Below are 26,410 nucleotides of genomic sequence, written 5' to 3'. Positions count from 1 at the left end.
GGTTGCCTCCGGTCCTGCGGGCCGTCGCCCCGCCGACGGCGGCCCTGCTCGCCCTGCTGCTGCCGCTCGCCGGCCCGGCACTCGCCGGCGCGGCGTGGGCCCCGCCCTGCGCGACGGCCGCCCTGCTGGTCGCCCTCGCCGTCGTCGCGACGACGGGGCGCCCCGGTCTGCGCGTCGCCGGGCGTGGGCTGCGGGAGGGCACGGTGACCGCCGAGACCGGCGTCGCGGCGGCCGTGCTCGCCGCGCTGGGGTGGCCGGCCGCGGTGCTGGCCGTCGCGGCGGTCTCGCCCGCGGGTCCGGGCGCGGTGCCGGCCGACCCGCTCGCCGGGCCCGTCCTGCTGCCCGGCGCCGCCGCGGTGCTGACCGTCGTCGCGGCCGCGGTGCAGCGCACCGGGCGCCCGGCCGACGGGGATACCGACGAGGTCCGCGCGGGCCTGCGCACCGTCGCGGACCGGTGGAGCGCCCTGCTCACCCCGCCCGCGGCGCTGGCCGCGGTCGCGGTGACCGCGTTCGCGGCGGGCACCGGCACCCCGTGGCCCGTCGCGGTCCCGGCCGGGATCGCGGTGCTGGTCGGGGCCTGCCCGGTGCCGCTGCTGGCCGCGTTGCCGGCGGCGCTGCGGGCCGCGGACCGGGCGGGCGGGGACACGGTGCGGCTGCCGTCGCCACTGCCCGGGCGTCGCGAGCCGGTGGGCTGGACCGGGCCCGCGGGCGGCCCGGGACTCGTGGGCCGGGTGGACACCGTCGCGCTGGCCGGGCCGGACGTGCTGACCGGCACCGGCCCCGGGACGGTCACCGTGCACGCGGGACGGGGCGAGGACCCCGCGCTGGTGCTGCGGCTGGCCGCGTCGGTCGCGGCGGGCGCGCGGCCCGGGTCGGACCTGCGCGTCGCGGCGCGGGCGCTGGCCGACGCCGTCGACGGCCCGGTGCCCGACGTCGCCGAGGCCGACGAGCAGCCCGGCCTCGGGGTGTCCGGCCTGGTGGCCGAGCTGCGGGAGCCCGGCCCGGGCGACGGCGGCACCACGGCGACCGTCGTCGCGCACGCGGTCCTGCTCGGCGGCCCGGACTGGCTGGCCGAGCACGGGATCCGGGTGCCCCCGCCGCTGTCGGCGGAGCGGGAGCGGGCGGTGGCCGAGGGCCGCGCCGTCCTCGTCGTCGCCTGGGACGGGTGCGCCCGCGCCGTGCTCGCGCTGCCCCGGGCGCCGCACCCCGCGGCCCGACCGGGGGTGGCGGAACTGGCCGCGGCCGGGGTCGCGCCGGTCCTGCTCACCCCCGACGACGACGGCGCCGCCCGTGCCCTCGCCGCGGCGTCCGGTCTCGACCCGGCCGACCCCGACGCCGTCCGCCCGGGGCTGGACGCGGCGGCGCGGGCCGCGGCCGTCGCCGGGCTGCGGGTACGCGGCCGCACGGTCGCGGTGGCGGCCGACCCGGCCACCGACGAGGCCGCCCTGGCCGCCGCCGACCTGGCCGTGGAGCTGGTGCCCTGGCCCACCGACGACGGGGCCGGCCCCGGGTCCGACGACGGCCCGGACGCGCGGCCGGACCCGGTCGTGGTGCCCGCACCCGGATCGGAGAGGATCTGCGCCCGTGGCGGCCCCGCCGAGGTGGCCGCCGCCCTGCTGATCGCCCGCCGCGCGCGGGCTCAGGTCCGCGCGTACGTCCGTGCGGCCGTGGTGCTCGCCGTCGCCGGCGTGGTCCTCGCCGTGCTCGGGACGCCCGCGGTCGTGGTGGCCGCCGTGCCGGTCCTCGGTGCGCTCGGGCTCGCCGCCCGGGGCCCGCGCCGCCGATCGTGAGAGGTTGTCACCCTTCTGCGGAGAAGCCCTTTCACGGATCGTTCGTCAACGCGGTTACCTGCTAGTAGGGTATTCCCACGACGGGTGAGAGGTAGGGGGCCCATGACCGGAACCGCCACGCCACGGGGCGCACGACTGTCCCGCGGTGCGCGGCGCGCCCAGCTGCTGCTGGCCGCCCGCGACGTGTTCGCCGACCAGGGCTACCACGCCGCCGCGATGGACGACATCGCCGAGCGGGCAGGCGTCTCCAAGCCCGTGCTGTACCAGCACTTCCCCGGGAAGCTGGAGCTGTACCAGGCGCTGCTCACGACCTACGCCGAGGAGCTCGTCGAGCGGGTCTCCAACGCCATCGAGCGGACCGAGCACAACAAGGAGCGCGTGCAGGCCGCCGTCGCGGCGTACTTCGACTTCGTCGCCGGCGAGGGCAAGGCCTACCGCCTGGTGTTCGAGTCCGACCTGCGGGGCGACCCGGAGGCCGCGGCGCTGGTGGAGAGCGCGCTGGACCGCTGCATCGACGCGGTCGCCGGCGCGGTCACCACCGACGCCGGGCTGGACCAGGACCGTGCGCGGCTGCTCGCCGTCGGTCTCGTCGGGCTGAGCCAGGTCGGCGCCCAGTTCTGGCTGGACTCCGACCAGCGGGTCCCGCGCGACGAGGCCGTGGCGCTGATGGCCTCGCTGGCCTGGCGGGGCATCGCCGGGTTCCCGAAGCAGGGCCTCGACCAGATCTGACGGCCCGGCCCCGGCGGCGGGGCGGGCGGCTCAGGCCGCCTGCTCCGCGCCGGCCCGGCGCACCAGCGCGGCGATCCGGCCGGTGACCCCGCCGACCCGCTCCACCGGGAGCATGTGCCCGGCGCCGGGGAACACGGTCAGCTCGGCGCGCGGCAGGCTGCGGTGGATCCGCCGGGCGAACCGCGGCGGTGTGAGCCGGTCCCGGGTCCCCACGAGGATCTCCACCGGCAGCGACGAGAACGCCGCCAGCGCCTCGTCGCGCTCGTGGGTGGTGAGGGTCGGGGTGAACCCGGAGATCGTCGTCGGGCGGCAGTCGGCGATCGCCTCGCAGGTCGCGCGGACGGCGAGCCGGTCCGGCCGGGTGCCGAGCAGCAACGGCTGCAGCGCGGCCCGCAGCAACGTGGGGTGGGTCGACAGCGACCGGCGCCCGGTCCACAGCGGGCTGACGGTCACCTTGTCCTTGCCGGCCAGGAACATCTTCGCGGGCCGCCCGGTCATCCCGAGCGTCGCCGCCGCCCCGAGGCCGCCACTGGCGGTCGCGACGAGCGCGACGCCGGTGACCCGGGACGCGACGAGGTCGGGGTGGCGCTGGGCCAGCGCCATCGCCGTCATCCCGCCCATCGAGTGCCCGGCGATCACCAGCGGCCCGGTCGGGGCGAGTCGGGTGATCACCTCGGCCATGTCGTCGGCGAGGACGTCGAGGGTCTTGAGCTCGTCGGGGGTGTCGTCGGAGCGGCCGTGCGCGCGGTGGTCGTAGCGGATCACCCGCGGCGCGGGGCCGCCGCCGGGCGCACCGACGGCGAGGGCGTCGGCGACCGGGGCCCAGCAGCGCTCGTCGAGGGTCCAGCCATGCGCCAGCAGCACCGTGACCGGCGCCGACTCCGGGCCCGAGACCCGGGCGAACAGGCCGGTCCCGTCGCGGGTGACGATCCGTGTGCTCATCGCGGGATGCCTCCTCAGATCAGGTGGGCGCGCTTCCACAGGGTCTCCGTCGGGCCGCCGACGATCCCCTGCTCGCGCAGGAACGGCACGAGCTTGCGCGAGGACCAGCGCAGCATCTCGTGGTGGTGCGGGTTGGCCAGCGCCGCCTTCCGCCCGACCGCCGGGTCGATCCCGACGCTGCGGTAGACCTCGGGGTGGACGAGGTTGCGGGCGACGACGAACGCGATCCGCGCGGTGAGGTAGCGGGCCCAGACGCGCTCGGCGCGGTTGGTCCTCGGCATGATCCGCTGCAGCTCCTCCCGGGCGTAGCGGACGTGCCGCGCCTCCTCGGTGACATGGATCTTGTTGATCATGCGGGACAGCGGCTGGACGCGCTCGTCGCGCATGCCCTCCCGCTGGAGCTGGTCGAGGATCTCCTCGACGTAGAGGGTGCCGGCGAACATCGCCGGGCCGGTGCCGATGGTCTTCATCAGCCGGCCCTGCTCGTGGGTGAGCCGGCGCGGGGCGTAGTCCGGCACGCCGTAGCGCTCGGTGGCCTTGGCGAACATCATCGAGTGCCGGCACTCGTCGGCGATCTCGACCAGCGCGTACTGGATGTGCGCGCGACGCGGGTCGCGGTCGTAGGCGTAGCGCAGCAGCATCTGCATGAGGATCATCTCGAACCACAGCCCGATCCGGGCGACGCTGCAGAACTCGTGCACCGACAGCGTGATCCGCTGCTCCTCGGTGAGGCCGTTCCACAGCGGCGTGCCGTAGAGCGACACGCGCTCGGGGACGATGCCGTACTTGCCCTCGACCAGCGGGGCGTCCCAGTCGATGTCGATCGACGGGTCGTAGGAGGTCGTGACCGAGCTCTTGAGCAGCCGTCGGGCGGTGTCCTCGCGGTCGGCGAGGTTCGTCTTGCTGCCGGTGCGGGCGGGAGCGCTCATCGGTCGCGCCTTCCTGCTGGGAGGGGCCTGCGGTGGCGGGTTCCACACCCGGAACCCTTGCTGTTACCGCCGGTAACGGTTACCACTGGTAACGTGCCCCAGGACGCGAGGGATGTCAAGCCGGACGCGCGCAGCCGCCGACGGGAGGAACGGCGGACCGAGATGGTCTCCGCCGCCGTCGAGGCGATCCGCGAGCACGGCCCGGGGGTCTCGGTCGCCCAGATCGCGGCCGCGGCCGGCATCACCAAGCCGGTGCTCTACCGGCACTTCGCCGATCGCGCCGACCTGCAGCGGGCCGTCAGCGAGCACGCCGCGGACATGCTGATGCAGCGGATCTACCCGGTGCTGGCGATCGAGGCCGAGCCGATCGAGCACGTCGCCGCCGTCATCGACGCCTACCTCGGGATGATCGAGGACGAGCCCCAGCTGTACCGGTTCGTCGTCGCGAACCCGGCCGAGCCGGTGCCGGGCGCCGAGATCGCGCAGGACGTCCGCGGCCAGATCGGCGCCCTGCTGACCACCCTGTTCGGGGAGCGGCTGCGCGCCGAGGGCCGCGACTCCGGCGGCGCCGAGGCGTGGGCGCACGGGATCATCGGGATGGTCCAGACCGCGGGCGAGTGGTGGCTGGAGCGCCGGACGATGAGCCGTGACGCGCTCACCAACTACCTGTCCGCGCTGATCTGGGGCGGGATCGCCGGCGTCGCCGGGATCGACTCCCCCACCGCGAACGCCGACATCCTGCGGCTGGTCCCCGAGCCGCAGGTGCACGACGCCTCGGGGCGCGACCGGTGAGCGGCGACCACGATCACAACGAGGGCTACCGCGGCCCCGCCACCCTGGTGCTCGACGGGGAGACCGTCGACGTCGAGGTGCTGCTCGACGCCCGGCACGAGCCCTTCGACGGCAGGCTCCACTGGTCCGGCCGGGTCGCCGCGCACCCCCGGCTCACCGCGCTGCTCGGCAGCCGCGGCGGCACCGCCGAGGTCCGGACGCCCGGGCACGCGGCCGTCGGCACGCTGTCCGAGCCGGACGTGTGGGACCGGTTCCGGATCACCGGCACCGGCAGGCCGCCGTTCGCGCTGGACGGGCCGCCCCCGCCGGAGACCGACTGACCCGCGCACACCGGGCCCGGACACGCGTCGGGCCCGGTCCCGCGGACGGGTACCGGGCCCGGACGACTCCGTGTGCGTTCAGCCGCTGAGGCCGAACCCGACCCGGCGCTCCTCGGTCGGGCCGATCTCCACGTACGAGATGCGCGCGACCGGGACGACGTAGCGACGGCCCTCGTCGTCGGTGAGGTCCAGCAGCCCGTCGTCGGACTTCATCGCCCCGCTCACGAGCTGGGCCACCTCGTCCGGCGTGCGGTCGCTGGACACCACGAGCTCCCGCGGGGTCTCCGCGATGCCGATCTTGACCTTCACCGGTGGTCCTCCCGATCCGTCACTTCTGATCACCTTGCCCTCGCCAGGCTAGTCCAGATCGGGCCGGAGCATCGGCGAGCCGGGAGCGGACGGCCGGGCCGGGGCTCAGGAGAGTCCGAGCCTGCCCATCCGGCGGCCGTGGGCGGTCTGCACCGTCCGGATGAGCCCGGCCACGCCGCCCTTCTCCCCCGAGCCGAGCACGATGAACTCGGCGAGCTCGTCGCGCTCGGCGACGACCCGCTGGGCGTGGGTGACGGCCTCGCCGAGCAGCCGCCTGCCCCACAGGGCCAGCCGGTCGCGCTGCGCCGGGTTGGCGGCGCAGGCGGCCTGCACCTCGCGCTCGGCGAAGGCGGAGTGCCCGGTGTCGGCGAGCACCCGCTGCACCAGGTCGCCGGTGCCGGGGTCCACCCAGCCCGCGACCTCCCGGTAGAAGTCGGCGCCGAGACCGTCTCCGAGGTAGGCCTTGACCAGCGACTCCAGCCAGCTCCGCGGGGCGGTCGAGGCGTGGTAGCTGTCGATCAGCGCGACGAACGGCGCCATCGCGTCGGCGACGGCGATCCCGCTGCGGCCCAGGTGGTCCTCGATGAGGCGGAAGTGGCCGATCTCGGCGGCCGCCATCGTCGACAGCTGCGCGCGGCCGGCCAGCGTCGGCGCGGCCCGGGCGTCCTCGGCGAGCCGGTCGAACGCCGACAGCTCGCCGTAGGCCAGCACGCCGAGCAGCTCCACGGTCGCGGCCGTCGGCGCGTCGCCTCCAGTGGTCATGACCACCACCCTAACCGGGCCGTACGGGCCCGCCGGGCGGCCCGCGACGGCCACCCGGGCCACGGGGCGAGAGAACTCACCACACCCGGCGACGCCCGCGCCGTCGTGTTCGCGCGCCGCGGCGGGTACCATGCGGGCAGCGCGTCACCGGATTTCGGGCTCATGGAACTCCATGCGGACGCGCCCACCGCGCGGGGACCGGGTAACGGGACGAGCGGCCGACACGGCCGAGCACGTCTCACCGGGACCCGCACCCGAACTGGTGCGCGCAGCGCCTCGGCGGCTCTCCCGCCCGGACCGTCCCCGACGGCCCGGGGCCGGTCGACGAGCCACGCCACGGCTCCTGTGCGCGGAGAGAGGCGATCACACTGTCCCGAGTCGACAGCACCGACACCCCCGAGGCCGACCCGGGCTTCCTGCCCACCGGCATCACCCCCAGCGAGACCCCGCTCGGCGTGACCAACCCCGGCGGCGAGAAGCTCCCCCCGACCTTCGCCGAGCTCGGCGTCCGGCCCGAGATCGTCTCCGCGCTCGCGGAGAACGACATCGTGCGCACGTTCGCGATCCAGGAGCTCACCCTCCCGCTGGCGCTCGCCGGCGAGGACGTCATCGGCCAGGCCCGCACCGGCACCGGCAAGACGCTGGGCTTCGGCGTCCCGCTGCTGCAGCGGATCACCCCGCCCGGTGAGCGTGCCGCGGCCACCGCCGAGGGCGAGGCCGCCGACCGCACCAAGGACGTCCCGCAGGCGCTCGTCGTCGTCCCGACCCGCGAGCTGTGCGTGCAGGTCGCCCGGGACATCGCCGCCGCGGGCAAGAACCTGGGCGTGCGCGTCGTCGCCATCTACGGCGGCCGTGCCTACGAGCCGCAGCTGGAGGCCCTGCGCAAGGGCGTCGACGTCATCGTCGGCACCCCGGGCCGGCTGCTCGACCTCGCCGAGCAGCGCCACCTGGTGCTCGGCCGGGTCAAGGCGCTCGTCCTCGACGAGGCCGACGAGATGCTGGACCTGGGCTTCCTGCCCGACGTCGAGCGGATCCTGCGCATGCTCCCCGAGGAGCGGCACACGATGCTGTTCTCGGCCACCATGCCGGGCCCGATCGTGCAGCTCTCGCGCGCCTTCCTGACCCGCCCGACGCACATCCGTGCGGAGGAGGCCGACCAGGGCTCCATCCACGAGCGGACCAAGCAGCTCGTCTACCGCGCGCACGCGATGGACAAGGTCGAGCTGGTCACCCGGGCCCTGCAGGCCAAGGACCGCGGCCTGACGATGATCTTCACCCGGACCAAGCGGACCGCCCAGCGGGTCGCCGACGACCTCGCCGAGCGCGGCTTCGCCGCCGCCGCGGTGCACGGTGACCTCGGCCAGGGCGCCCGTGAGCAGGCGCTGCGCGCGTTCCGCGCGGAGAAGGTCGACGTGCTGGTCGCGACCGACGTCGCGGCCCGCGGCATCGACGTCACCGGCGTCACGCACGTCATCAACTACCAGTGCCCCGAGGACGCCAAGACCTACGTGCACCGGATCGGCCGCACCGGCCGCGCCGGGCGCGAGGGCGTCGCGGTCACGCTGGTGGACTGGGACGAGACCCCGCGCTGGAAGATGATCTCCGACGACCTGTCGCTGGGCATCGACGAGCCGGTCGAGACCTACTCGACCTCGGACCACCTGTTCACCGACCTCGACATCCCGACGACGGCGTCCGGGCGGCTCCCGCTGTCCGCGCGTACCCGCGCCGGGCTCGACGCCGAGTACATCGACTCCGAGGGCGACCACCAGGGTGCCCGCAAGCCGCGCGGCAGCCGTCGTGACGGCGCCGGGCGCGACGGCGGCGGCCGCGAGGGCAGCCGCGACGGCGACGGCGACGAGGGCGGTCGCCGCCCGCGGCGCAACCGGTCCCGTTCCCGGACCCGCGGCGGGGTCGCGGTCGAGGCGGGTGCCTCGGCCCCCGCCGAGGGTGCCGCCTCCGCGGGTTCCGCCGAGGGCGCCCCGCAGAACGGGCCGGACGCCGGCGCGTCGGCCGAGGGCGGGGCGGCCAAGCCGCGCCGCCGTCGTCGCCGCGGCGGCTCGCGGCGCGGACCCGGCGGCGGCGAGTCCGCCGACGGGGCCGACGCGGCCGCCAGCTGACCCCACGCGTGCTGCGCGGCCGACCCCTGCGGGACCGGCTCCCGCTCCCGGGCGTCCCCGCCGAACGACGACACCGCGGCGACCGACTGGTCGCCGCGGTGCTCGTGCTGCTGCTGGCCGGGGTCGCGGTGCTCTACGCCGTGCAGAGCCCGGCCGCGCACACCGAGTCGGTGACGGCGGCGACCGCGCCCACCCCACCGCCGCCGGTCGGCCCGGTCCCGGCCGGGTTCACCGAGCTGTGGCGGGCGGCCAGCCCGGACACCCCGGTACCGCTGGCGGTCGGGGACGGCGTCGTCGTCGCCGCGGGGTCGCGGGTCTCCGGGCACGACGCCCGCACGGGCGCCGAGCGCTGGAGCTACTCCCGTGACCTGCCGCTGTGCACCACCGGGTTCGCCGACGGCCGCGTGCTCGCGCTCTACCGCAACGACGAGTACTGCTCGGAGCTGTCCACGCTCCAGCCCGGCTCCGGGGCCCGTGGACCGGCCCGGACCCTCGACGCCCGGCCCGGCACCCGGCTGATCGGCCAGGACCCGGTGCTCGCGACCGGCCAGGACTACGTCGAGACCTTCCGCTCCGACCTGGTCCGCACCGCCGAGTACGGCACGGTGCGCGCGCTGGAGGAGCCCGGCTCGCAGCCGCGGTCGGGGTGCACGTTCCGTTCGTTCGCCACCGCCGAGGACCGCGCCGCGATCCTGGAGCGCTGCCCCGGCGAGCCGTCCGAGCGGCTGACGGTGCTGCGCCCCAGCGGGACCGAGGGTGACCGGCCCGCGTTCGACTCGTCGTCGGTCACCGGTACCGACGGTGCCCAGGTGGTCGCCGCGTCGTCCGAGCGCGTCGCCGTCCTGCTGCCGGGCGCACCCCGCCTGGCCCTCTACGACCGGTCCGGGCGCAGCATCGGCGAGTTCCCGGTCGACGCGAGCGCGACGGTCGCCGCCCCCTCCGACGGCGTCGCCCGCACCACGGCCGACGACCGGCGCCGCTACTGGTGGACCGGCGGCGCGACGGTCGCGCTGGACACCCGCAGCCTCCAGCCGCGCTGGAGCCTGCCCGGCACGCTGGGCCCCGGGACCCGCTACGGCGACCGGCTGCTCGTGCCCGTCCCCGGCGGGATCGCCGACGTCGACCCGGCCACGGGTGTCGTCGCCCGGACCCTGCCGGTGGACCGCGGCCCGGTCACCGCGCCGGTCCTGCTCGCCGCCCAGGGCGCCCTGCTGGTCGAGCTGCGCGGCGACGAGCTCGTCGTGCTGGGGCCCGCCGGCTGAGCCGGCGTCGCTCCGCGCGGCTACAGGAACCAGCCGAACCCGAGCACCAGCGACGCCGTCACGACCACCCCGAGCGCGGCGAGCAGACCGGTGCGGTCCCGCCGCCGGTCCGCGACGACCTGGCCGACGACGGCGACGACCGCCGCCCCGACGTGCGCGACGATCGCGCCGGAGCCGGGGCCGGGGACCCCGCTGTTCCCGGCCGCCCACTCCACGACGACCAGCCCGAGCGCGAGCACGACCAGCCCGCCGGCGAGCACCCCGGCCAGGCCGCGCAGCAGCCGGGCGCCGGCGCCTTCGACGTCGGGTCCGGGGGTGCGGCGCCGTGCCCGCCGCTCGCCCTCCTCGGCGCGGCGGCGGTCGGCCCGACGGCCGGGCGCGCGGGCGGCGGGGTGCTCGTCGGCGCGCGGCGGCTCGTCCGCGCCGGAGGACAGCCCCCGGCGGGACCCGGCGTCGCCGCGGCGCTGCGCGCGGCGGGACTCGGGCAGGGCCTCGGTGGGGCGCGGACCGGCCGGGGGCCAACGCCGCCACGCCGGCCGGGCGGGCCGGACGGCGGGACCGGCGGGCGGGGGCCGTAGCCGTCGGGGCCGGGGTGCGGGCGTCCGTACGACGGCCCGGCGCGGTACAGGGCGGGCGGGCCCGGCGGGAGCGGGGGGCGGCCGCGGGGCGGCGGACCGGGGAACTGCGGGTCGGCGGTCACGGTGCGAGCAGGTCCCACGGTCGCGGCTCCGGGACGGCGGCGCGGCCCGGAGCGCAGTTCCGCCGGACCGCGCAGGTCCCGCAGTGCGCGCCGGTGCGGGCCGGGAAGAGCGTGTCGGCGTCGCCGCCGTCGGCCAGCGCGGTCGTCGCCCCGGCGGCGGCGTCGGCGGACTCCGCGGCCGCGGCGACGTGCCGGTCGAGGGAGGCCTGGTCGTGGGTGTGCGCGGCGACGGTCCCGGTCGGCACGTGGTGCAGCTCGACCGTGCGGCAGGGGCGGCGGAACACCGAGGCGGTGGCGACGGCGTAGAGCGCGAGCTGCCGGGAGTCCGCGGCGTCGGCCGCGGTCGGCACCCGGCGCCCGGTCTTGAAGTCGACGACGACGGCCTCGCCGTCGCGCGCGTCGATCCGGTCGACCCGGCCCTCGACCAGCAGCGGCCCGGCGGGGGCCCGCACCCACCGTTCGACGGCGAGCGGCTCGTCCCGCCCGGCCGGGCCGTCGACGGCGGCGGCCAGCCAGTCCCGGGCGCGCTCGCGGTACCGGGCGGCCTGGGCGTCGTCGGCGAACCCCTCGCCGGTCCAGTGCCGGTCCACCAGGGACGCGGCCTGCTCCGGGGTGCGCCGCTCGGCGGGCAGGGCCGCCAGCGATCGCAGCGCCAGGTGCACGACCGCGCCGATCGTGGTGTGGGCGAACCCGCCCCCGCGCGGCGGGGCCGGGCGGTCGACGTGCAGCATCCGGTAGCGGCGCGGGCAGGCGTCCCAGGTGTCGAGCCGGGCCGGTGTGACCCGGTGCAGCGCGGTCGCACCGAAGCCGGGGTCGAGCAGGTCCAGGCCGAGCTGACCGTCCGGGGTCCCGGTGGCGGGAGCGGTGGTCCGGGCCATGGGCGCCACGGTACTCCGGGACGGTCACCGACCGTCGATCACTCCCGGCGACGCACCGTCACGCGGTGCCGCCGGATCCGCCGTGCAGCACGGGGACGCCGGTGGCCCGTTCGGTCAGTGCCGCGTAGACCTCCGGGTCGGTCGTCTCCTCGGCGAGCGGGGTCGTCTTGTTCGTGCCGTGGTAGTCGCTGGAGCCGGTCGTGAGCAGGCCGTGCTCGGCGGTGATCCCGCGCAGCAGCTCGCGGTCGGCCGGGGCGTGGTTCGGGTGGTCGACCTCGATCCCGCCCAGCCCCCGGCCGACGAGGTCGACGAGCACCGACGGCTCCACGACCACACCGCGCCTGCGGGCGAGTGGGTGCGCGAACACCGCGACCCCGCCCGCCGCGACGATCATCTCGACGGCCGTCTCGACCCGGGTGTCGGCCCGTGGCACGTAGTAGGGGCTGTCGTTGTGCAGCAGCTCGGCGAAGGCCTCGTCGACCGACCCGACGACGCCGGCCGCGACGAGCGCCCGGGCCAGGTGCGGCCGGCCCGCGCTGCCGCCCTCGGGCAGGTGCGCGAACACGGTGTCGACGTCGACCGGGTACCCGTCGGCGGCCATCCGCCCGATCATCGTCTCCAGTCGCTGCACGCGCTCGGACCGCAGCCGCTCCTGCTCCGCGACGATCGCGGAGTGCTCCGGGTCGAACAGGTAGCCGAGCAGGTGCACCGAGCAGCGCGGCTCGCCCGTGCGGCCGGTCGGGCTCAGGCAGGAGAACTCGGCGCCGCGCACCAGTGCGAGACCGGCCGGCAGCGCGGCCCCCGCCTCGGCCCATCCGGCGGTGGTGTCGTGGTCGGTGATCGCGACGACGTCGAGCCCCGCGGCGCCGGCCGCCCGGACCAGCCCGGCCGGGGAGTCGGTGCCGTCGGACGCGGTGGAGTGGGCGTGCAGGTCGATGACGGACACGCGCCCGACCCTAGCCCCGCGCACCGCCGACGCACCCCGGGACGGGGCGCCTACTCCCCCGTCGGGTGGGACGACCCGGTCCAGTCGGCCAGCGCGGTCCGGACGTGCGCGACGGCCTGCTCCGACGACATCGGGGGCACCCCGCGCAGCCGTTGCAGGGCCAGCCCGTCGACCAGCGCGACGAGCCGGGCGGCGGTGCCGTCGGGGTCCGCGCAGCGCAGCGAGCCGTCGGCGACCCCGGCGAGGACCAGGTCCCGCAGGACGGCGTGCCAGCCGGTGTAGCGCTCGTGCTGGGACCGTTCGTCGTCCCACACGCCGTCCTGCCAGCACTCGAACCACAGCCGCCGGTGCGGCCGGGTCTCCTCGTCGAGCGAGGCGGCGAGCAGCAGGTCCAGGCCGTCGCGCGGGGCTCACCGGCTGCGGCGGCGCCCCCGCGACGGCCCGCGGCCACACCCCGGACGCCGGGTGCGCACACGACGACGCGGGGCCGCGCACGGTGCGCGGCCCCGCGTCGGGACGGGCTGTGCCGGGGCGCCGGGACGGCGCTCCGGGGAGGTGGCGGCGGGTCAGCGCCGCCAGCGCGGTTTGGCGAGCATGCCGGTCGCGCGGGTCTTGCCCTTCTCCCCGAAGACCAGCTCGGAGAGCGCCTCGTAGATCTCCTCGGGGCGCGGCATGTAGTCGATGCGGTTCAGCGCCTGGATCTGGCCCGCGGACTCGACGACCATCGTCCCGTAGCCGAGCATGCGCCCGGACAGCGAACGCTGGAACGTCAGGTCGGTGACCTTGCCCAGGGGCATCATGCCGACGTTGTGCACGATGATCCCCTGGGCGATCATCACCCGCTTGTCGGTGATCACGATCCGCTCGATCCACCAGAGGATCGACAGCGCCGTGTAGCGCAGGACCGCGACGACGACCAGGTAGAACGCCAGGTTGTCGACCACGACGTCCAGCACCGGGTCGACCCCGGGCCGGTCGAGCAGCTGCTCGACACCGATCACCACGACGATGAACAGCGCCGTCTGCCAGATGTGTTTGACCATCACCGCCCAGTGCTGGCGCACACGGATGACGCGTCGCTCCGTGGGGAGCAGGTACTCGTCGATCTCCCGGGGCGCGAGCACGGGCTCAGATCAGGTTGGTGACGAAGGTCGAGACGGACTGCGCCGCGTCGTAGAGGATGTTGCCCACGTTCGAGACCGAACCGGCCGCACCATTGGGATTGGTGATCACCAGGAAGATCCCCAGCGCCACCGCTACCAGGATCAGGATCTTCTTCACGTTCCCTGCCCACCCGTTTCTCGGTGTGTCGGACACACAGACATGTCATTGGTACCGGAGGGCCGACTGGCCCCGGTACCGGCACCCGAGCAGCGTACCGTCGTTCCGGATGACCGACAGTAGCCGACACGTCGCCTGCGTGGGTGGAATCGTGTTCGACCCGGACGGACGATTGCTGCTCGTCCGCAGGGCGAACGAGCCTGGTCGGGGGCTCTGGTCGGTCCCCGGCGGCCGGGTCGAGGCGGGCGAGAGCGAGCACGAGGCCGTGGTCCGCGAGCTCGCCGAGGAGACCGGCCTGACGGTCGTCGCCGGGCGCCTGGCCGGGGTGGTCCTCCGCGGCCCGTACCGGATCGCCGACTACGTCTGCACCCTGGCGACCGGCGACGGCGTCCCGCGGGCCGGCGACGACGCCACCGACGCACGGTTCGTCGACCGGGCGGGCTACGCGGCGCTGGCCGTCGTCGAGGGCCTCACCGAGACCCTCGGCGGCTGGGACTGCCTGCCCCGGACCTGACCGCCACGGCGGGTGCCCGTCCGGCCCCGCGGTATGCGTGTGGGTGACACACGACGGCCCCCGCTCCGGGACGGAGTCGGGGGCCGGTGCCGGCGTGCTGTGGCGCGGGTCAGGCCTGCGGCGTGGGGCGGCCGGGCTGCTCCCCGCCGCGGCTGTCGCCGTAGGACCGCTTGGGCACCATGACCTTGCGGCGGAAGGTGCACACGACGGTGCCGTCCTGCTTGTAGCCGCGGGTCTCGACGTACACGACGCCGCGGTCGTCCTTCGACTTCGACGGGGTCTTGTCGAGGACCTCGGTCTCGCCGTAGATCGTGTCGCCGTGGAAGGTCGGCTTCGTGTGCTTGAGCGACTCGACCTCGAGGTTCGCGATCGCCTTGCCCGACACGTCCGGCACGGACATGCCCAGCAGCAGCGAGTAGATGTAGTTGCCGACCACGACGTTCTTGCCGAAGTCGGTCGTCTCCTCCGCGTAGTGCGCATCCATGTGCAGCGGGTGGTGGTTCATGGTGAGGAGGCAGAACAGGTGGTCGTCGTACTCGGTGACCGTCTTGCCGGGCCAGTGCTTGTAGACCGCACCGACCTCGAACTCCTCGTAGTAGCGCCCGAACTGCACCGTTCACGCTCCCATCACGCTGTCGATTCGTTGCGGGAGTAATCTATCCGGTGGCCCGCGCGAGGAAGGGCGGTCCGGCTCACACGTGCACGGTCGGGGATGTCACATCTCGGTGACGTCCGCCCGCGCACGGACGAGACACAGGACGTCCACCGGAACGGCAGGGAGGTGAGTGCGGTGTCCGCGTCCCAGACACCGGCGAGCAGTAGGTGCCGCCTCCCGCTGCACACGGCCCCGGAGTACGTCACGGGCTGATCCCGGCGGGAGGCGAGTTCCGGCCCGGCGACCGCCCAGCGCGGTCGCACCGTTCCCCGGTGCCGCTCGCCCCCGAGCCGCACCGGCACGCCCGGAGGTGGTCCTCGTGATGCCCTCGCTCTCCCAGCTCCGCCCCACCATCCGCCCGTCCCGCCGCGCCGAGCGCGCCGCGGCGCGGGCCGCCGCGAGCCCGCCCGTCCGGCTGCGCGTCCCGCTGTCCGCCTACGTCGTCGACTGCGCCGTCTACGTCGACGGCCGCCGTCTCCCCGGCCGCTGGACCCACGACGAGGCGATCGCCGAGGTCCGCGAGCGCGGCGAGGGCTTCGTCTGGATCGGGCTGCACGAGCCGGACTCCGAGCAGATCGCCGGCGTCGCCGAGACCTACGGGCTGCACGAGCTCGCCGTCGAGGACGCGGTGCACGCGCACAACCGCCCCAAGCTCGAGCGCTACGACGACACGCTGTTCATGGTGCTCAAGACCGTCCGCTACGTCGGGCACGCCGACCCGACGACGTCGAACGAGATCGTCGAGACCGGTGAGGTCATGGCCTTCCTCGGGCGCGACTTCGTCGTGACCGTTCGGCACGGCCGCCACACCGGTCTGCGGGAGGTCCGGCGACGGCTCGAGGACGACCCGGAGCAGCTGTCCCTCGGCCCGGCCGCGGTGCTGCACGCCATCGCCGACCACGTCGTCGACTCCTACATCGAGGTCTGCGGGCAGATCGAGGACGACATCGACGCGGTCGAGGCCGAGGTGTTCTCGCCGCGCTCGACGATGAACCCCGAGCAGATCTACGTCATGAAGCGCGAGATCCTCGACCTGCGTCGTGCGGTGATGCCGCTGGTCGGGCCGATGCGCAAGCTCGCCGAGGGCTACAGCGCGCTGGTCCCGCACGACGTACGGTCCTACTTCCGCGACGTCGACGACCACCTCGGCGGCGTCGCCGAGCAGGTGGCCGGTTTCAACGAGCTGCTGACCACCCTGGTCGACGCGGTCCTCGCGAAGATCAGCATGCGGCAGAACAACGACATGCGGAAGATCACCGCCTACGCGGGCCTCATCTCGGTGCCGACGATGATCGCCGGCGTCTACGGCATGAACTTCGACTCGATGCCCGAGCTGCACTGGGACTTCGGCTACCCGATGGTCCTGATCGTCATCGCGACGCTGTGCGGGCTGCTGTACCGCAACTTCCGCCGCAACGGCTGGCTGTAGGCGCGGGACGCCCGCCGGTCAGACCCGGCGGGTGCCCGTCGGCGGGGTCGGCGGCTCGTCGTCCCCGGCGGGCGGGGGCGCGTCCCCGGGCGCGCGGCCGCGGGGCCGGGGCGCCGGGAGCCCGACCGGGCGGCGCGGACGGGGCCGGGCGCCGGGCGCCGGGGCCCGCGGCGGCGGGGGGCCGGCAGGCCCGGGCCCGGCAGCGCCGCGGTCGGGTCCGGCGGCGCCGGGGTCGGCTCCGGCGGCGCCGGGGTCGGATGCGGTGCCACCGGGCTCGGGTTCCGCGGCACCGGGACCGGGTTCCGCGGGGCCGGGGGGCTCGGGACGGGGGTCCGGCAGCCCGTACCGCAGCGCCCGGGCGACGGCGTGTCCGCGCGGGCGGGTGTCCGGGTCGTCGTCCTCGGTGGGGGCGGGGTCGTCCGCCGCACCGGACGGGGCCGGGTCCGCGGCGCCGTCGGCGTCACCCTCCCCCACCTCGACCCCGTCGTCCTCGAGCACCTGCTCCGGGAGTGTCTCGGCGTAGCCGGGGTCCTCGGGGCCGCCCTCGTCGACGGGTCCGGTCGTGTCCTCGGGAGCCGGGGCGGGCTCGTCCCGGAGGGGCCGCCACCCCGCGGCGGCGATGGCCGAGCGGCGGGCGCGGCGTTCCTGGCGCTCCCCCACGACGTCGGGCTCGTCGGGGCGCCGTCCCAGGAACGTGTGCACGAGGTGCTGCTGGACCCCGCCGACGGTCTGGACGCGGACGTCGTCGAACCCGGCCCGTTCCATCCGGTGCACCATCTGCTCGGGCCCACCGGCCGTCGCGATCCGCCTGGCCCGGTAGCGGGCGAGGTCCGCGGCCCCCCAGCGCAGCGAGGCCATCGGGAGCATCCAGGTCCAGTTCGCCGTCGTCCAGCGCATCCGGCTTCGGCCGCCGACGGCGTAGTCGTGCACCGCCAGCGGGGCGCCGGGCGCGAGCAGGCTCAGCAGCCGGCGCAGGCCGTGCTCGGCGTCGGGCAGGTTGGACACCAGGAAGGACGCGAGGATCCCGTCGAACGGGCCCTCGATGCCGGCCTCGGCGAGGGTCTCCAGCCGGGAGTGCACGAACGTCACCCGGGGCGACCAGTTCTTCTTCCGGGCGACGGCGAGCATCTCCGCGGACGCGTCCACCGCGACCACCTCGGCACCTCCGACGCTGGTCAGCAGCGCCTCGGTGGACACCCCGGTGCCGCAGCCGACGTCGAGCAGACGCAGACCGTGGCCGTCGCCCAGGCCCATCCGCGACGCCGACACCCGCAGGTGGGTGCGGTAGCCGGGCAGGGTCGCGACGAAGGCGTCGAAGCCCGCGGCACCCCGCCCGTAGGCACGGTGCACCGTGGCCGGGCGGATCTGGTCGCTCTCCTGCCACGCCTCGCCGCTCACGGGGCCTGATCCTGCCCGCAGCAGCCCGTGTCCGGAACCCGACGCGCCCTCCCCGGTGGGGTGTGACACCCACCCGGGAGGGCGCGCTGGGCCGAACGTGGAGCTCCGGCCACCCGTGCGGCGCAGCGGATCCGGCCGGAGACGGGGTGCCGCCTCAGCAGCAGCGGCCCTGCGGGTTGCTCTCCTGGTACGCGGTGCGGGCCCGCCAGTACTCCCGCTCGGTCATCGGCGGGTGGTCGTGCCCGCTGCGACGGTGGTGGTCGAGGTAACGGTCGTACAGGTCCGCCCCGATCACCCCGCGCCACCAGCCGTGCAGCGCCCGCAGCCGGGCCAGCGTCGCGGCCGCCACGGTCGGTCCCGCCACGGTCAGTGCCCCGACCGGGCCGGGGTGCCGACCGTCTCGGTCCACTCCTTCTCCAGCTCCTTCTCCGCCGGGGTCGCGACCAGGCCGGCCGGGGCGTAGAGCCGCGAGGGAACCGGCTCCTCCTCGTGGTCCGGGCGGCCGCCCGTCGAGATCGACGTCCAGGCGGCCAGGACCGCGGCGACGATCACGACGAGCGCGAGCGTCACGAACAGGATCGACAGCGTGCCCTGGACGAAGGTGTTGCGGACGACGGCCGCCATCGCCTGCGGGGTTCCCGCGGTGCCGAAGCTCGTCTCCCCGGACGCGATGGCCTCCCGGAAGGCGAAGTGCTGCGCCCAGTACCCGATCTTCGGGTTCGAGGAGAAGATCTTGTACATCGACGCCGTGACCGTCACGACGGCGGCGAACGCCAGCGGCACGACGATGATCCACAGGTAGCGCACGTGCCCGCGCCGGGCCGCGATCGCCAGGCACACCGCGAGCGCGATCGCCGCCAGCAGCTGGTTCGCGATGCCGAACAGCGGGAAGAGCGTGTTGATCCCGCCCAGCGGGTCGGTCACGCCCATCAGCAGGATCGCGCCCCAGGCACCGACCATCAGCCCGGTGCAGATCCAGGCGGCCGGCCGCCACGAGGTGTCCTTGAACCTCGGGGCCACGGTGCCGATCGCGTCCTGCAGCATGAAGCGCGCCACCCGGGTGCCGGCGTCGACGGCGGTGAGGATGAACAGCGCCTCGAACATGATCGCGAAGTGGTACCAGAAGCTCATCATCCCGGGCCCGCCGATGAACTGCTGCATGATGTTCGCCAGGCCGACCGCCAGCGTCGGCGCACCGCCGGTGCGGGAGACGATCGACTCCTCGCCGACCAGTGCCGCGGTCGTCGCGAGCTGGTCGGGGGTGACGTTCACGTTCATCAGGCCGAGCGAGTTCACGAACGCGGCCGCGCCCTCGACGGTGCCCTCGGTCAGCGACGCGGGCACGTTCATCGCGAAGTAGAGCCCGCGGTCGATCGACAGCGCCGCGACCAGCGCCATGATCGCCACGAAGGACTCCATGAGCATGCCGCCGTAGCCGATGAAGCGGGTCTGGCGCTCCTTCTCGACCAGCTTGGGCGTGGTGCCCGAGGAGATCAGGGCGTGGAAGCCGGACAGCGCGCCGCAGGCGATCGTCACGAACAGGAAGGGGAACAGCGACCCGGCGACGACGGGGCCGTCGTCGCGACCGGCGAACTCGCTGAACGCGGGCGCCGCGAGCTCGGGGCGGACGACGATGATCGCCACCGCGAGCAGCACGATCGTGCCGATCTTCATGAACGTCGACAGGTAGTCGCGCGGGGCGAGCAGCAGCCAGACCGGGAGCACCGCGGCCACGAAGCCGTAGACGATCACGCCCCAGGCGATGGTGGTCCGGTCCAGGGTGAACAGCGCCTGGCCCCAGCCGGTCTCGGAGACCCAGCCGCCGGCGACGATCGCGCCGATCAGCAGCACGAAGCCGATCCAGGAGACCTCGGAGACCTTCCCGGGCCGCAGGTACCGCAGGTAGACGCCCATGAACAGGGCGATCGGGATGGTCAGCGCCACCGAGAAGACGCCCCACGGGCTCTCCCCGAGCGCGTTCACCACGACCAGCGTGAGCACCGCGATCAGGATGATCATGATGGCGAGGGTCGCGATGATCGCCGCGATCCCGCCGACCCGGCCGAGCTCCTCGCGGGCCATCTGGCCCAGCGAGCGCCCGCCGCGGCGCATCGAGAAGAACAGCACCAGGTAGTCCTGGACCGCGCCGGCGACGATGACGCCGACGATGATCCAGATCGTGCCGGGCAGGTACCCCATCTGCGCGGCCAGGACCGGTCCGACCAGCGGACCGGCACCGGCGATCGCGGCGAAGTGGTGGCCGTAGAGGACCCGCCGGTCGGTCGGCAGGAAGTCCTGGCCGTTCTCCTTGTACTCGGCCGGGGTGGCGCGCCGGTCGTCCGGACGCAGCAGCTTGTTCTCGATGTAGCGGGAGTAGAACCGGTACGCGATCGCGTAGGTGCTCACCGCGGCGAACACGAACCAGATCGCGTTGACCGTCTCCCCGCGCACCAGCGCGAGCATCACCCACGCCAGACCGCCCAGCAGGGCGATCCCCGCCCACACCGCGATCTTCCACGGTGTCCACGCCCGCTGTTCGGCGAGGAGCACCTCCTCGTCCACCGCCGCCGGCGGGAGCTCACGCCCCGCCGGTCCGCCCGACACCTGTGTCATCGCGCCCCTCCGATATGTCCGACGCGCGAACTATAGGAGGCGGTGTGCCCTGTGGGAACCGATGTCCGCTTGCCGACGCACGACGGCCGCCGCCACCCGGTCGGGTGACGACGGCCGCGGGGTCGTGCGGGCGGGGCGGGAGCCGGTCAGAAGCCTCCGCCGGGGCCGCCCATCGCCAGCTTGGCCAGCATCTCGCGGGCCCGCTCGGCGTTGCGCGGCTCGCACAGGACGTCGTAGCGGCCCGCCACCATCTGGCTGGCGGACTGGAAGTCCCGGCGGCCCTTGCTCGCGCTGTAGCTGACCGCGGCGAAGGCCATGAAGAACACCGCCCCGGACACCAGGCCGACGACGATGGGCAGGAAGTTGCCGTCCGGGGAGAACACGAACAGCAGGACACCGACGAACAGACCCAGCCAGGCGCCCTGCGCCGCGCCGGAGGCCAGCACGCGACCCCAGGTCAGGCGGGCGATGACCCGCTCGACGAGCATCAGGTCGACGCCGACGATCGTCACGTCGGCGACCGGGAAGTCGGAGTCGGCGAGGTGGTCGACGGCCCGCTGCGCCTCCTCGTAGGTGGCGTAGGACCCCACCGGCCACCCGGTCGGCGGAGTGGGCAGCTGCGGCAGGCCCGGAGCCGGACGAGTCTGGCCGCCGAAGGGGTTGGTCATGGCGTGCTCCTCGTGGAAGATGTCCTGTCTCGTCGTCGGTGCAACGTTCGACCCGACCGCGACGTGCCCCGAACACTAGTCGCGGAGCCGCAGGTCACACCCCACCGACCGGACGACACGGCCCCGCACCCCGGGACGGGGTACGGGGCCGTGGACGCGGGTGCGGTCAGCGCAGCTTGTAGTCGCGCAGCAGACCCCGGGAGATGATCGTCTTCTGGATCTCCGAGGTGCCCTCGCCGATAAGCAGGAACGGCGCCTCGCGCATGAGGCGCTCGATCTCGTACTCCTTGGAGTAGCCGTAGCCGCCGTGGATGCGGAACGCCTCCTCGGTGACCTCCTTGCAGTACTCCGAGGCGAGCATCTTGGCCATGCCGGCCTCGACGTCGTTGCGCTCGCCGCGGTCCTTCAGGCGCGCGGCGTTGACCATCATCAGGTGCGCGGCCTCGACCTTGGTCGCCATCTCGGCGATCTTGAACGCGATCGCCTGGTGCTGGACGATCGGCTTGCCGAAGGTCGAGCGCTGCTGGGCGTACTCGACACCCAGCTCGAACGCCCGGATCGCGATGCCGCAGGCACGGGCGGCGACGTTCACGCGGCCGACCTCGACGCCGTCCATCATGTGCGCGAAGCCCTTGCCACGCTCCCCGCCGAGGATCTGCTCGCCGGAGATCCGGTGGTCCTTGAACACCAGCTCGGTGGTGTCGACCCCCTTGTAGCCCATCTTGTCGATCTTGCCCGGGACGATCAGGCCGGGGGCGACCTCGCCGTAGCCGGTGGGCTTCTCCACCAGGAACGTGGTGAGGTTCTGGTGCGGACGCTCGGCGCCCTCGTCGGTCTTCACCAGCACGGCGGTCAGGTTCGACGTGCCACCGTTGGTCAGCCACATCTTGGCGCCGTCGATGACGTAGTCGTCGCCGTCCTGCTTCGCGCGGGTCTTGATCGCCGCGACGTCCGAGCCGAGGTCGGGCTCGGACATCGAGAACGAGCCACGGGTCTCGCCCGTGGCCATCCTCGGCAGGTACTTCTCCTTCTGCGCCTGCGTGCCGTGCTGGCGGAGCATGTACGCCACGATGAAGTGGGTGTTGATGACGCCGGAGACGCTCATCCAGCCGCGGGCGATCTCCTCGACCACCAGGGCGTAGGTGAGCAGCGACTCGCCGAGGCCGCCGTACTCCTCCGGGATCATGAGGCCGAACAGCCCCATCTCCTTCATCCCGTCGACGATGTCCTGCGGGTAGGTGTCCGCGTGCTCCAGCGCCGTCGCGTGCGGGATGATCTCCTTGTCCACGAACGAGCGGACGGTGGACAGGATCTCGGTCTGGATGTCGGTCAGACCGGCGGTCTGGGCGAGCCGGGCCATGCTGGTTACTCCTCGGTGAGCGTCGTCGGTGGCGGGCGGTCGGGGCTCAGGCCTCCGGCGGGGTCCACTTGTCGGTGCGGGTCATGCCCGCCGCGCGGCCCTTGCCCGAGATCACCAGCGCCATCTTGCGGCTGGCCTCGTCGATCATCTCGTCGCCGATCATCGCCGCGCCGCGCTTGCCGCCGGCCTCGGAGGTGAAGTACTCGTAGGCGTCGAGGATGTTCTCGGCGTGGTCGTAGTCGCTCTGCGCCGGGGAGAAGGTCTCGTTGGCGGCGTCGATCTGGCCGGGGTGCAGCACCCACTTGCCGTCGAAGCCCAGTGCCGCGGACCGGCCGGCGACCCGGCGGAACCCGTCGACGTCCTTGATCTGCAGGTACGGGCCGTCGATGGCCTGCTTGTCGTGCGCGCGGGCCGCCATCAGGATCGACATGAGGATGTGGTGGTAGGCGTCGCCCACGTCGTAGCCGGGGGGCTGCTCGCCGACGACCAGCGACTTCATGTTGATCGAGGCCATGAAGTCGGCCGGGCCGAAGATGATCGTCTCGACCCGCGGCGACGCAGTGGCGATGGCGTTGACGTTGGTCAGGCCCAGCGCGTTCTCGATCTGCGCCTCGATGCCGATCCTCCCGACCTCGAGACCGTTGGTCTTCTCGATCTGGGTCAGCAGCAGGTCGAGCGCGACGACCTGCTCGGGGGTCTGCACCTTCGGCAGCATGATCGCGTCGAGGTTGGCGCCGGCGCCCTCGACGACCTCGACGACGTCGCGGTAGGTCCACTCGGTGGTCCAGTCGTTGACCCGGACGACGCGGATCTTCTCGCCCCAGCCGCCCTCGTTGAGGGCCTCGACGATCGTCGTCCGCGCACCGGGCTTGGCCAGCGGGGCGCAGGCGTCCTCCAGGTCCAGGAAGACCTGGTCGGAGTTCAGCGTGCGAGCCTTGTCGATGAACTTCTGGCTCGATCCGGGCACGGCCAGGCAGGACCGGCGGGCGCGGAGGGTGGTGCTCACAGGCGGGCTCCTCGTCGAGATCGTCCTCGCCCGCGTCGCGGCGACGACGTCGTCACGACACGGGCGCTCGGGCTGAGGACTGATGCTGGCACGACGACGGCCGCGGCGCCCCGTCCAGGTGATTGGTTTCTCACCCGCCGGTGGTCAGGCGGGGTTACCCGTCGGTCACCCCTGTTCGGGAGGTGGGGTCAGGGAACCCCTGGCCACCGCGACGACGGTCCCGCCGACCCAGCTGCCGACGGCCCGGCCGCCCTCGGTGCGGACGCCGGCGTACAACGTGGACGGACGGCCCATCTCCACCCCCTGGGTCACGACGAAGGAGTGCTCGCCGTCGTCGGTGACCAGACCGCGGTCGGCGAGGAAGATCCCGAGCGCGACGGCGGCCGAGCCCGTCGCCGGGTCCTCGGGAACCCCGATCCCGATGCCGAACATGCGGGCGTGGACCCGCTCGGCGGTGGCGTCGACGGCGGCGACGAGCAGCCCGGTCGCGCCGCTGTCGGCGACCGCGGCGGCCAGCGCCGCGGGGTCGGGCACCGCGCGGGCGACCGCGCCGGCGACGACGAGCAGGATCGCGAAGTCGGTCCCGGCACCGGCCACGCCCGGCACGGCGGCGCCGTCGACGTCGTCGGGGCCGAGGCCGAGCGCGGCGGCGAGGCGGACGGCGTTCAGCTCGGCGCCGACCGACGGCGCGCCGCCCCACACCCGGGCGCCGGTGCCGTCGACCCGCACGGGCAGCAGACCGGCCCCGCACTCCTGCACGCGGTCGCCCTCGCCGATGGCGCCGTCGCGGGCCAGCACCCAGGCGGTGCCGACGCTGGGGTGCCCGGCGAAGGGCAGCTCGGCGAGCGGGGTGAAGATCCGCACCCGGTAGTCGGCGCCGCCCTCGCCGTCGCCGGTCGGAGCCAGCGGGAACGTCGTCTCCGACAGGTTGAACTCCCGCGCGATCGCCTGCATCCGGGCCGTGGACAGGGCCTCGGCGCCGTGCACGACGGCCAGCGGGTTACCGGCGTACGGACGGTCGGTGAACACGTCGACGATGTCGTAGCGGAGGGGTTCGGGGCCCTGGCCGGGATCGTGCTGCGGCTCGTTCACGGCGGGGGAGCCTAGTCACACGGCCGGGGCGGTCGCGGTACCGCCGGGGGTTCTAGTCTCGGCCCCATGGCCTCGGTACGGGTGTTCGTCGCGCGGATGGCCGGCCTGGCCGTCTACGGCCCGGACGGTGAGCGGATCGGCAAGGTCCGCGACGTCGTGGTGTCGCTGCGCTTGGACAGTCATCCACCGCGGGTGCTGGGCCTGGTCGTGGACCTGTCCGCGCGCCGCAGCATCTTCGTGCCGATGCTGCGGGTCGCCGACATCGCGCCGACCGCGGTGACGCTGGCCAGCGGCTCGGTGAACCTGCGCTCGTTCGACCAGCGCCCGAACGAGACCCTCGTGCTCGGCCAGCTGCTGAACTCCCCCGCGACGGTGCGCGAGGGCGGGATCGAGGGCTCGGTCGTCGACGTGGCGGTCGAGCCGAGCCGGACCCGGGACTGGGTGATCACCAAGGTGGCGCTGCGGTTCCGGCGGACCCGGCTGGCGCGCAGGCCGCGGGTCGAGGTGTACGGCTGGGAGGCCGTGTCCGGGCTCGACGTCGCCGCCGCGCAGGGCGCGGACCGGCTGCTCGCGGTGTTCGACTCGATGCGCCCGGCCGACGTCGCCGCGGCGCTGTCGCGGCTGCCCGACGACCGGCAGCGCCACGTCGTCGACGCCCTGGATGACGAGCGGCTCGCCGACGTGTTCGAGGAGCTGTCCGAGTCCGACCAGCGCGAGCTGCTCGGCTACCTCGACGACGACCGTGCCGCCGACGTCCTGGAGGCGATGAGCCCGGACGACGCGGCGGACCTGCTCGGCGAGCTCGACGACGACGAGGCGGGCCGGCTGCTGGAGCTCATGGAGCCCGACGAGTCCGAGCCCGTGCGCCGCCTGCTGCGCTACGAGTGGGACACCGCGGGCGGCCTGATGACCCCGGAGCCGATCACTCTGGGGCCGGACGTGACCGTCGCCGAGGCGCTCGCCCGGGTGCGCAACCCGGAGGTGCCCCCGGCGCTGGCGTCGATGGTGTTCGTCGTCCGCCCGCCGACCGCGACCCCGACCGGGCGCTACCTGGGCTGTGTGCACGCACAGCAGCTGCTGCGGGCGGCGCCGTTCGAGCTGGTCGCGGGCATGGTCGACGCCGACCTGCCGCAGCTGGGGCCCGAGGCCGGGCTCGGCGAGGTGACCCGCTACTTCGCCAGCTACAACCTGGTGGCGGGCCCGGTCGTCGACGCCGAGGACCACCTGCTGGGCGCGGTCACCGTCGACGACGTGCTGGACCACCTGCTGCCGCAGGGTTGGCGCGACCGCGACCTCGCCCCGGGCGAGGTGCACGGCGGCGCGGTGCGGGCCGCGAACGGCGCCGGCGACCGTACGTACGACGGGGAGGTGCACGGTGCCTGAGCCCGGGATCGGACGGCGGCTGGACCAGCCGCGCGTCGGGCGTCGGCGGTTCGAGGTGGACCCGGACGGCTTCGCCCGCTTCTCCGAGCGGATCGCCCGGTTCCTCGGGACGGGCCGCTTCCTCGCGATCCAGACGGTGATCGTCGTCGTGTGGATCGCGCTGAACCTGGTCGCCTGGTCGATCCAGTGGGACCCCTACCCGTTCATCCTGCTCAACCTGGCGTTCTCCACCCAGGCCGCGTACGCCGCACCGCTGATCCTGCTGGCCCAGAACCGGCAGGACGACCGGGACCGGATCGCGCTGGACGAGGACCGGCGGCGCGCCGAGCGGACGAAGGCCGACACCGAGTTCCTCGCCCGGGAGCTGGCGGCGCTGCGCCTGGCCGTCGGGGAGACCGCGAGCCGGGACTACCTGCGCGGCGAGCTGGAGAAGCTGGGCGACCGGCTCGACGACGCCGTGGCCCGCAGCCGCGGCGAGGAGCTCCCGGTCGAGCCGGGTGCCCGGAAGAAGATGCGCAAGAAGGAACGCTGA

Annotated in this window: 28 protein-coding genes; 10 read left to right on the top strand and 18 right to left on the bottom strand. The window is 74.6% G+C overall.

The features are described from left to right. Window positions 1-2: 2 nt before the first annotated feature. Window positions 3-1,790: an HAD family hydrolase gene (locus ZF1_RS05520; protein WP_482636645.1), complete on the top strand. Its 1,788-nt coding sequence runs from the start codon at window positions 3-5 to the stop codon at window positions 1,788-1,790. 102 nt (window positions 1,791-1,892) lie between these two features. After that, window positions 1,893-2,519, top strand: a complete 627-nt coding sequence (locus ZF1_RS05515) for a TetR/AcrR family transcriptional regulator (RefSeq protein ID WP_062400521.1) — start codon at window positions 1,893-1,895, stop codon at window positions 2,517-2,519. 30 nt (window positions 2,520-2,549) lie between these two features. Here ZF1_RS05515 and ZF1_RS05510 read toward each other — a convergent pair whose 3' ends face one another. Further along, on the bottom strand, window positions 2,550-3,461 hold the full coding sequence (locus ZF1_RS05510) for an alpha/beta fold hydrolase (RefSeq protein WP_208819244.1): 912 nt from the start codon (window positions 3,459-3,461) through the stop codon (window positions 2,550-2,552). Window positions 3,462-3,475: 14 nt separating this feature from the next. Continuing rightward, a complete protein-coding gene (locus tag ZF1_RS05505; protein WP_476653912.1) occupies window positions 3,476-4,390 on the bottom strand; it encodes an AurF N-oxygenase family protein in 915 nt (304 codons plus the stop codon). Between the two features lie 93 nt (window positions 4,391-4,483). Between ZF1_RS05505 and ZF1_RS05500 the strand changes: the two genes are divergently transcribed. Both ZF1_RS05500 and ZF1_RS05495 read left to right on the top strand, forming a co-directional pair. Then, complete coding sequence (locus ZF1_RS05500) at window positions 4,484-5,182, top strand: TetR family transcriptional regulator (protein ID WP_308818189.1); 699 nt, start codon at window positions 4,484-4,486, stop codon at window positions 5,180-5,182. Continuing rightward, on the top strand, window positions 5,179-5,502 hold the full coding sequence (locus tag ZF1_RS05495) for a DUF4873 domain-containing protein (protein ID WP_476653911.1): 324 nt from the start codon (window positions 5,179-5,181) through the stop codon (window positions 5,500-5,502). Before ZF1_RS05500 ends, ZF1_RS05495 begins: the two co-directional genes overlap by 4 nt. Window positions 5,503-5,580: 78 nt before the next feature. Here ZF1_RS05495 and ZF1_RS05490 read toward each other — a convergent pair whose 3' ends face one another. After that, window positions 5,581-5,811, bottom strand: coding sequence for a DUF3107 domain-containing protein (locus tag ZF1_RS05490; protein ID WP_073578315.1), 231 nt, complete (start codon window positions 5,809-5,811; stop codon window positions 5,581-5,583). 105 nt (window positions 5,812-5,916) lie between these two features. Then, entirely contained in the window at window positions 5,917-6,573 is a 657-nt protein-coding gene (locus ZF1_RS05485; RefSeq protein ID WP_020625914.1) for a ferritin-like fold-containing protein, read from the bottom strand. Window positions 6,574-7,028: 455 nt separating this feature from the next. Here ZF1_RS05485 and ZF1_RS05480 point away from each other — a divergent pair, with 455 nt between their 5' ends. Both ZF1_RS05480 and ZF1_RS05475 read left to right on the top strand, forming a co-directional pair. Then, window positions 7,029-8,693: a DEAD/DEAH box helicase gene (locus ZF1_RS05480; RefSeq protein ID WP_374228739.1), complete on the top strand. Its 1,665-nt coding sequence runs from the start codon at window positions 7,029-7,031 to the stop codon at window positions 8,691-8,693. Between the two features lie 8 nt (window positions 8,694-8,701). Continuing rightward, window positions 8,702-9,955, top strand: coding sequence for an Rv3212 family protein (locus ZF1_RS05475; protein WP_482636644.1), 1,254 nt, complete (start codon window positions 8,702-8,704; stop codon window positions 9,953-9,955). A 20-nt stretch (window positions 9,956-9,975) separates the two neighbouring features. Here ZF1_RS05475 and ZF1_RS05470 read toward each other — a convergent pair whose 3' ends face one another. From ZF1_RS05470 to ZF1_RS05445, 6 genes are all read right to left on the bottom strand, one after another. Further along, entirely contained in the window at window positions 9,976-10,215 is a 240-nt protein-coding gene (locus ZF1_RS05470) for a hypothetical protein (protein WP_482636643.1), read from the bottom strand. A 436-nt stretch (window positions 10,216-10,651) separates the two neighbouring features. Further along, window positions 10,652-11,533 (bottom strand): RecB family exonuclease, encoded by an 882-nt coding sequence (locus ZF1_RS05465; RefSeq protein ID WP_208819254.1) that lies wholly within the window; start codon window positions 11,531-11,533, stop codon window positions 10,652-10,654. Window positions 11,534-11,591: 58 nt separating this feature from the next. Next, window positions 11,592-12,479, bottom strand: a complete 888-nt coding sequence (locus ZF1_RS05460; protein WP_405419106.1) for a PHP domain-containing protein — start codon at window positions 12,477-12,479, stop codon at window positions 11,592-11,594. A gap of 50 nt (window positions 12,480-12,529) precedes the next feature. Beyond that, window positions 12,530-12,874 (bottom strand): TetR family transcriptional regulator C-terminal domain-containing protein, encoded by a 345-nt coding sequence (locus ZF1_RS05455; RefSeq protein WP_405421592.1) that lies wholly within the window; start codon window positions 12,872-12,874, stop codon window positions 12,530-12,532. Window positions 12,875-13,045: 171 nt separating this feature from the next. Further along, complete coding sequence (locus tag ZF1_RS05450) at window positions 13,046-13,603, bottom strand: PH domain-containing protein (RefSeq protein ID WP_062400505.1); 558 nt, start codon at window positions 13,601-13,603, stop codon at window positions 13,046-13,048. Between the two features lie 4 nt (window positions 13,604-13,607). Next, window positions 13,608-13,760, bottom strand: coding sequence for a hypothetical protein (locus ZF1_RS05445; protein ID WP_167379107.1), 153 nt, complete (start codon window positions 13,758-13,760; stop codon window positions 13,608-13,610). Window positions 13,761-13,869: 109 nt separating this feature from the next. Here ZF1_RS05445 and ZF1_RS05440 point away from each other — a divergent pair, with 109 nt between their 5' ends. Beyond that, the gene (locus tag ZF1_RS05440; RefSeq protein WP_482636642.1) at window positions 13,870-14,274 is read left to right on the top strand and encodes an NUDIX hydrolase; all 405 of its coding nucleotides are present in this window, start codon (window positions 13,870-13,872) and stop codon (window positions 14,272-14,274) included. A gap of 109 nt (window positions 14,275-14,383) precedes the next feature. Here ZF1_RS05440 and ZF1_RS05435 read toward each other — a convergent pair whose 3' ends face one another. After that, on the bottom strand, window positions 14,384-14,887 hold the full coding sequence (locus ZF1_RS05435; RefSeq protein WP_405419109.1) for a MaoC family dehydratase: 504 nt from the start codon (window positions 14,885-14,887) through the stop codon (window positions 14,384-14,386). 364 nt (window positions 14,888-15,251) lie between these two features. On the opposite strand from ZF1_RS05435, the gene corA reads away from it, so the two are divergent. Next, a complete protein-coding gene (gene corA / locus ZF1_RS05430; RefSeq protein WP_062404203.1) occupies window positions 15,252-16,358 on the top strand; it encodes a magnesium/cobalt transporter CorA in 1,107 nt (368 codons plus the stop codon). 18 nt (window positions 16,359-16,376) lie between these two features. Here corA and ZF1_RS05425 read toward each other — a convergent pair whose 3' ends face one another. The 7 genes from ZF1_RS05425 to ZF1_RS05395 form a co-directional block, all read right to left on the bottom strand. Then, window positions 16,377-17,756, bottom strand: coding sequence for a class I SAM-dependent methyltransferase (locus ZF1_RS05425; protein WP_482636641.1), 1,380 nt, complete (start codon window positions 17,754-17,756; stop codon window positions 16,377-16,379). A 154-nt stretch (window positions 17,757-17,910) separates the two neighbouring features. Then, window positions 17,911-18,120 carry a YbdD/YjiX family protein gene (locus tag ZF1_RS05420; RefSeq protein WP_202968085.1) on the bottom strand — a complete coding sequence of 70 codons (210 nt, stop codon included), beginning with the start codon at window positions 18,118-18,120 and terminating at the stop codon, window positions 17,911-17,913. A 2-nt stretch (window positions 18,121-18,122) separates the two neighbouring features. Beyond that, window positions 18,123-20,369: a carbon starvation CstA family protein gene (locus ZF1_RS05415; RefSeq protein WP_482636640.1), complete on the bottom strand. Its 2,247-nt coding sequence runs from the start codon at window positions 20,367-20,369 to the stop codon at window positions 18,123-18,125. Between the two features lie 146 nt (window positions 20,370-20,515). Continuing rightward, entirely contained in the window at window positions 20,516-21,037 is a 522-nt protein-coding gene (locus ZF1_RS05410; RefSeq protein ID WP_062400497.1) for a YflT domain-containing protein, read from the bottom strand. A 166-nt stretch (window positions 21,038-21,203) separates the two neighbouring features. Continuing rightward, a complete protein-coding gene (locus ZF1_RS05405; RefSeq protein WP_062400495.1) occupies window positions 21,204-22,397 on the bottom strand; it encodes an acyl-CoA dehydrogenase family protein in 1,194 nt (397 codons plus the stop codon). A 46-nt stretch (window positions 22,398-22,443) separates the two neighbouring features. Beyond that, entirely contained in the window at window positions 22,444-23,403 is a 960-nt protein-coding gene (locus ZF1_RS05400) for an HpcH/HpaI aldolase/citrate lyase family protein (RefSeq protein WP_062400493.1), read from the bottom strand. A 165-nt stretch (window positions 23,404-23,568) separates the two neighbouring features. Then, complete coding sequence (locus tag ZF1_RS05395; protein ID WP_224403475.1) at window positions 23,569-24,495, bottom strand: PhzF family phenazine biosynthesis protein; 927 nt, start codon at window positions 24,493-24,495, stop codon at window positions 23,569-23,571. A gap of 66 nt (window positions 24,496-24,561) precedes the next feature. Between ZF1_RS05395 and ZF1_RS05390 the strand changes: the two genes are divergently transcribed. Further along, complete coding sequence (locus ZF1_RS05390; protein ID WP_482636639.1) at window positions 24,562-25,878, top strand: magnesium transporter MgtE N-terminal domain-containing protein; 1,317 nt, start codon at window positions 24,562-24,564, stop codon at window positions 25,876-25,878. Then, window positions 25,871-26,410 (top strand): DUF1003 domain-containing protein, encoded by a 540-nt coding sequence (locus ZF1_RS05385; protein WP_224403477.1) that lies wholly within the window; start codon window positions 25,871-25,873, stop codon window positions 26,408-26,410. The genes ZF1_RS05390 and ZF1_RS05385 overlap by 8 nt, the downstream gene beginning before the upstream one ends.

It is taken from the genome of Pseudonocardia sp. ZF1 (assembly GCF_056835605.1).
This window is presented reverse-complemented; position numbering and strand designations above follow the sequence as displayed.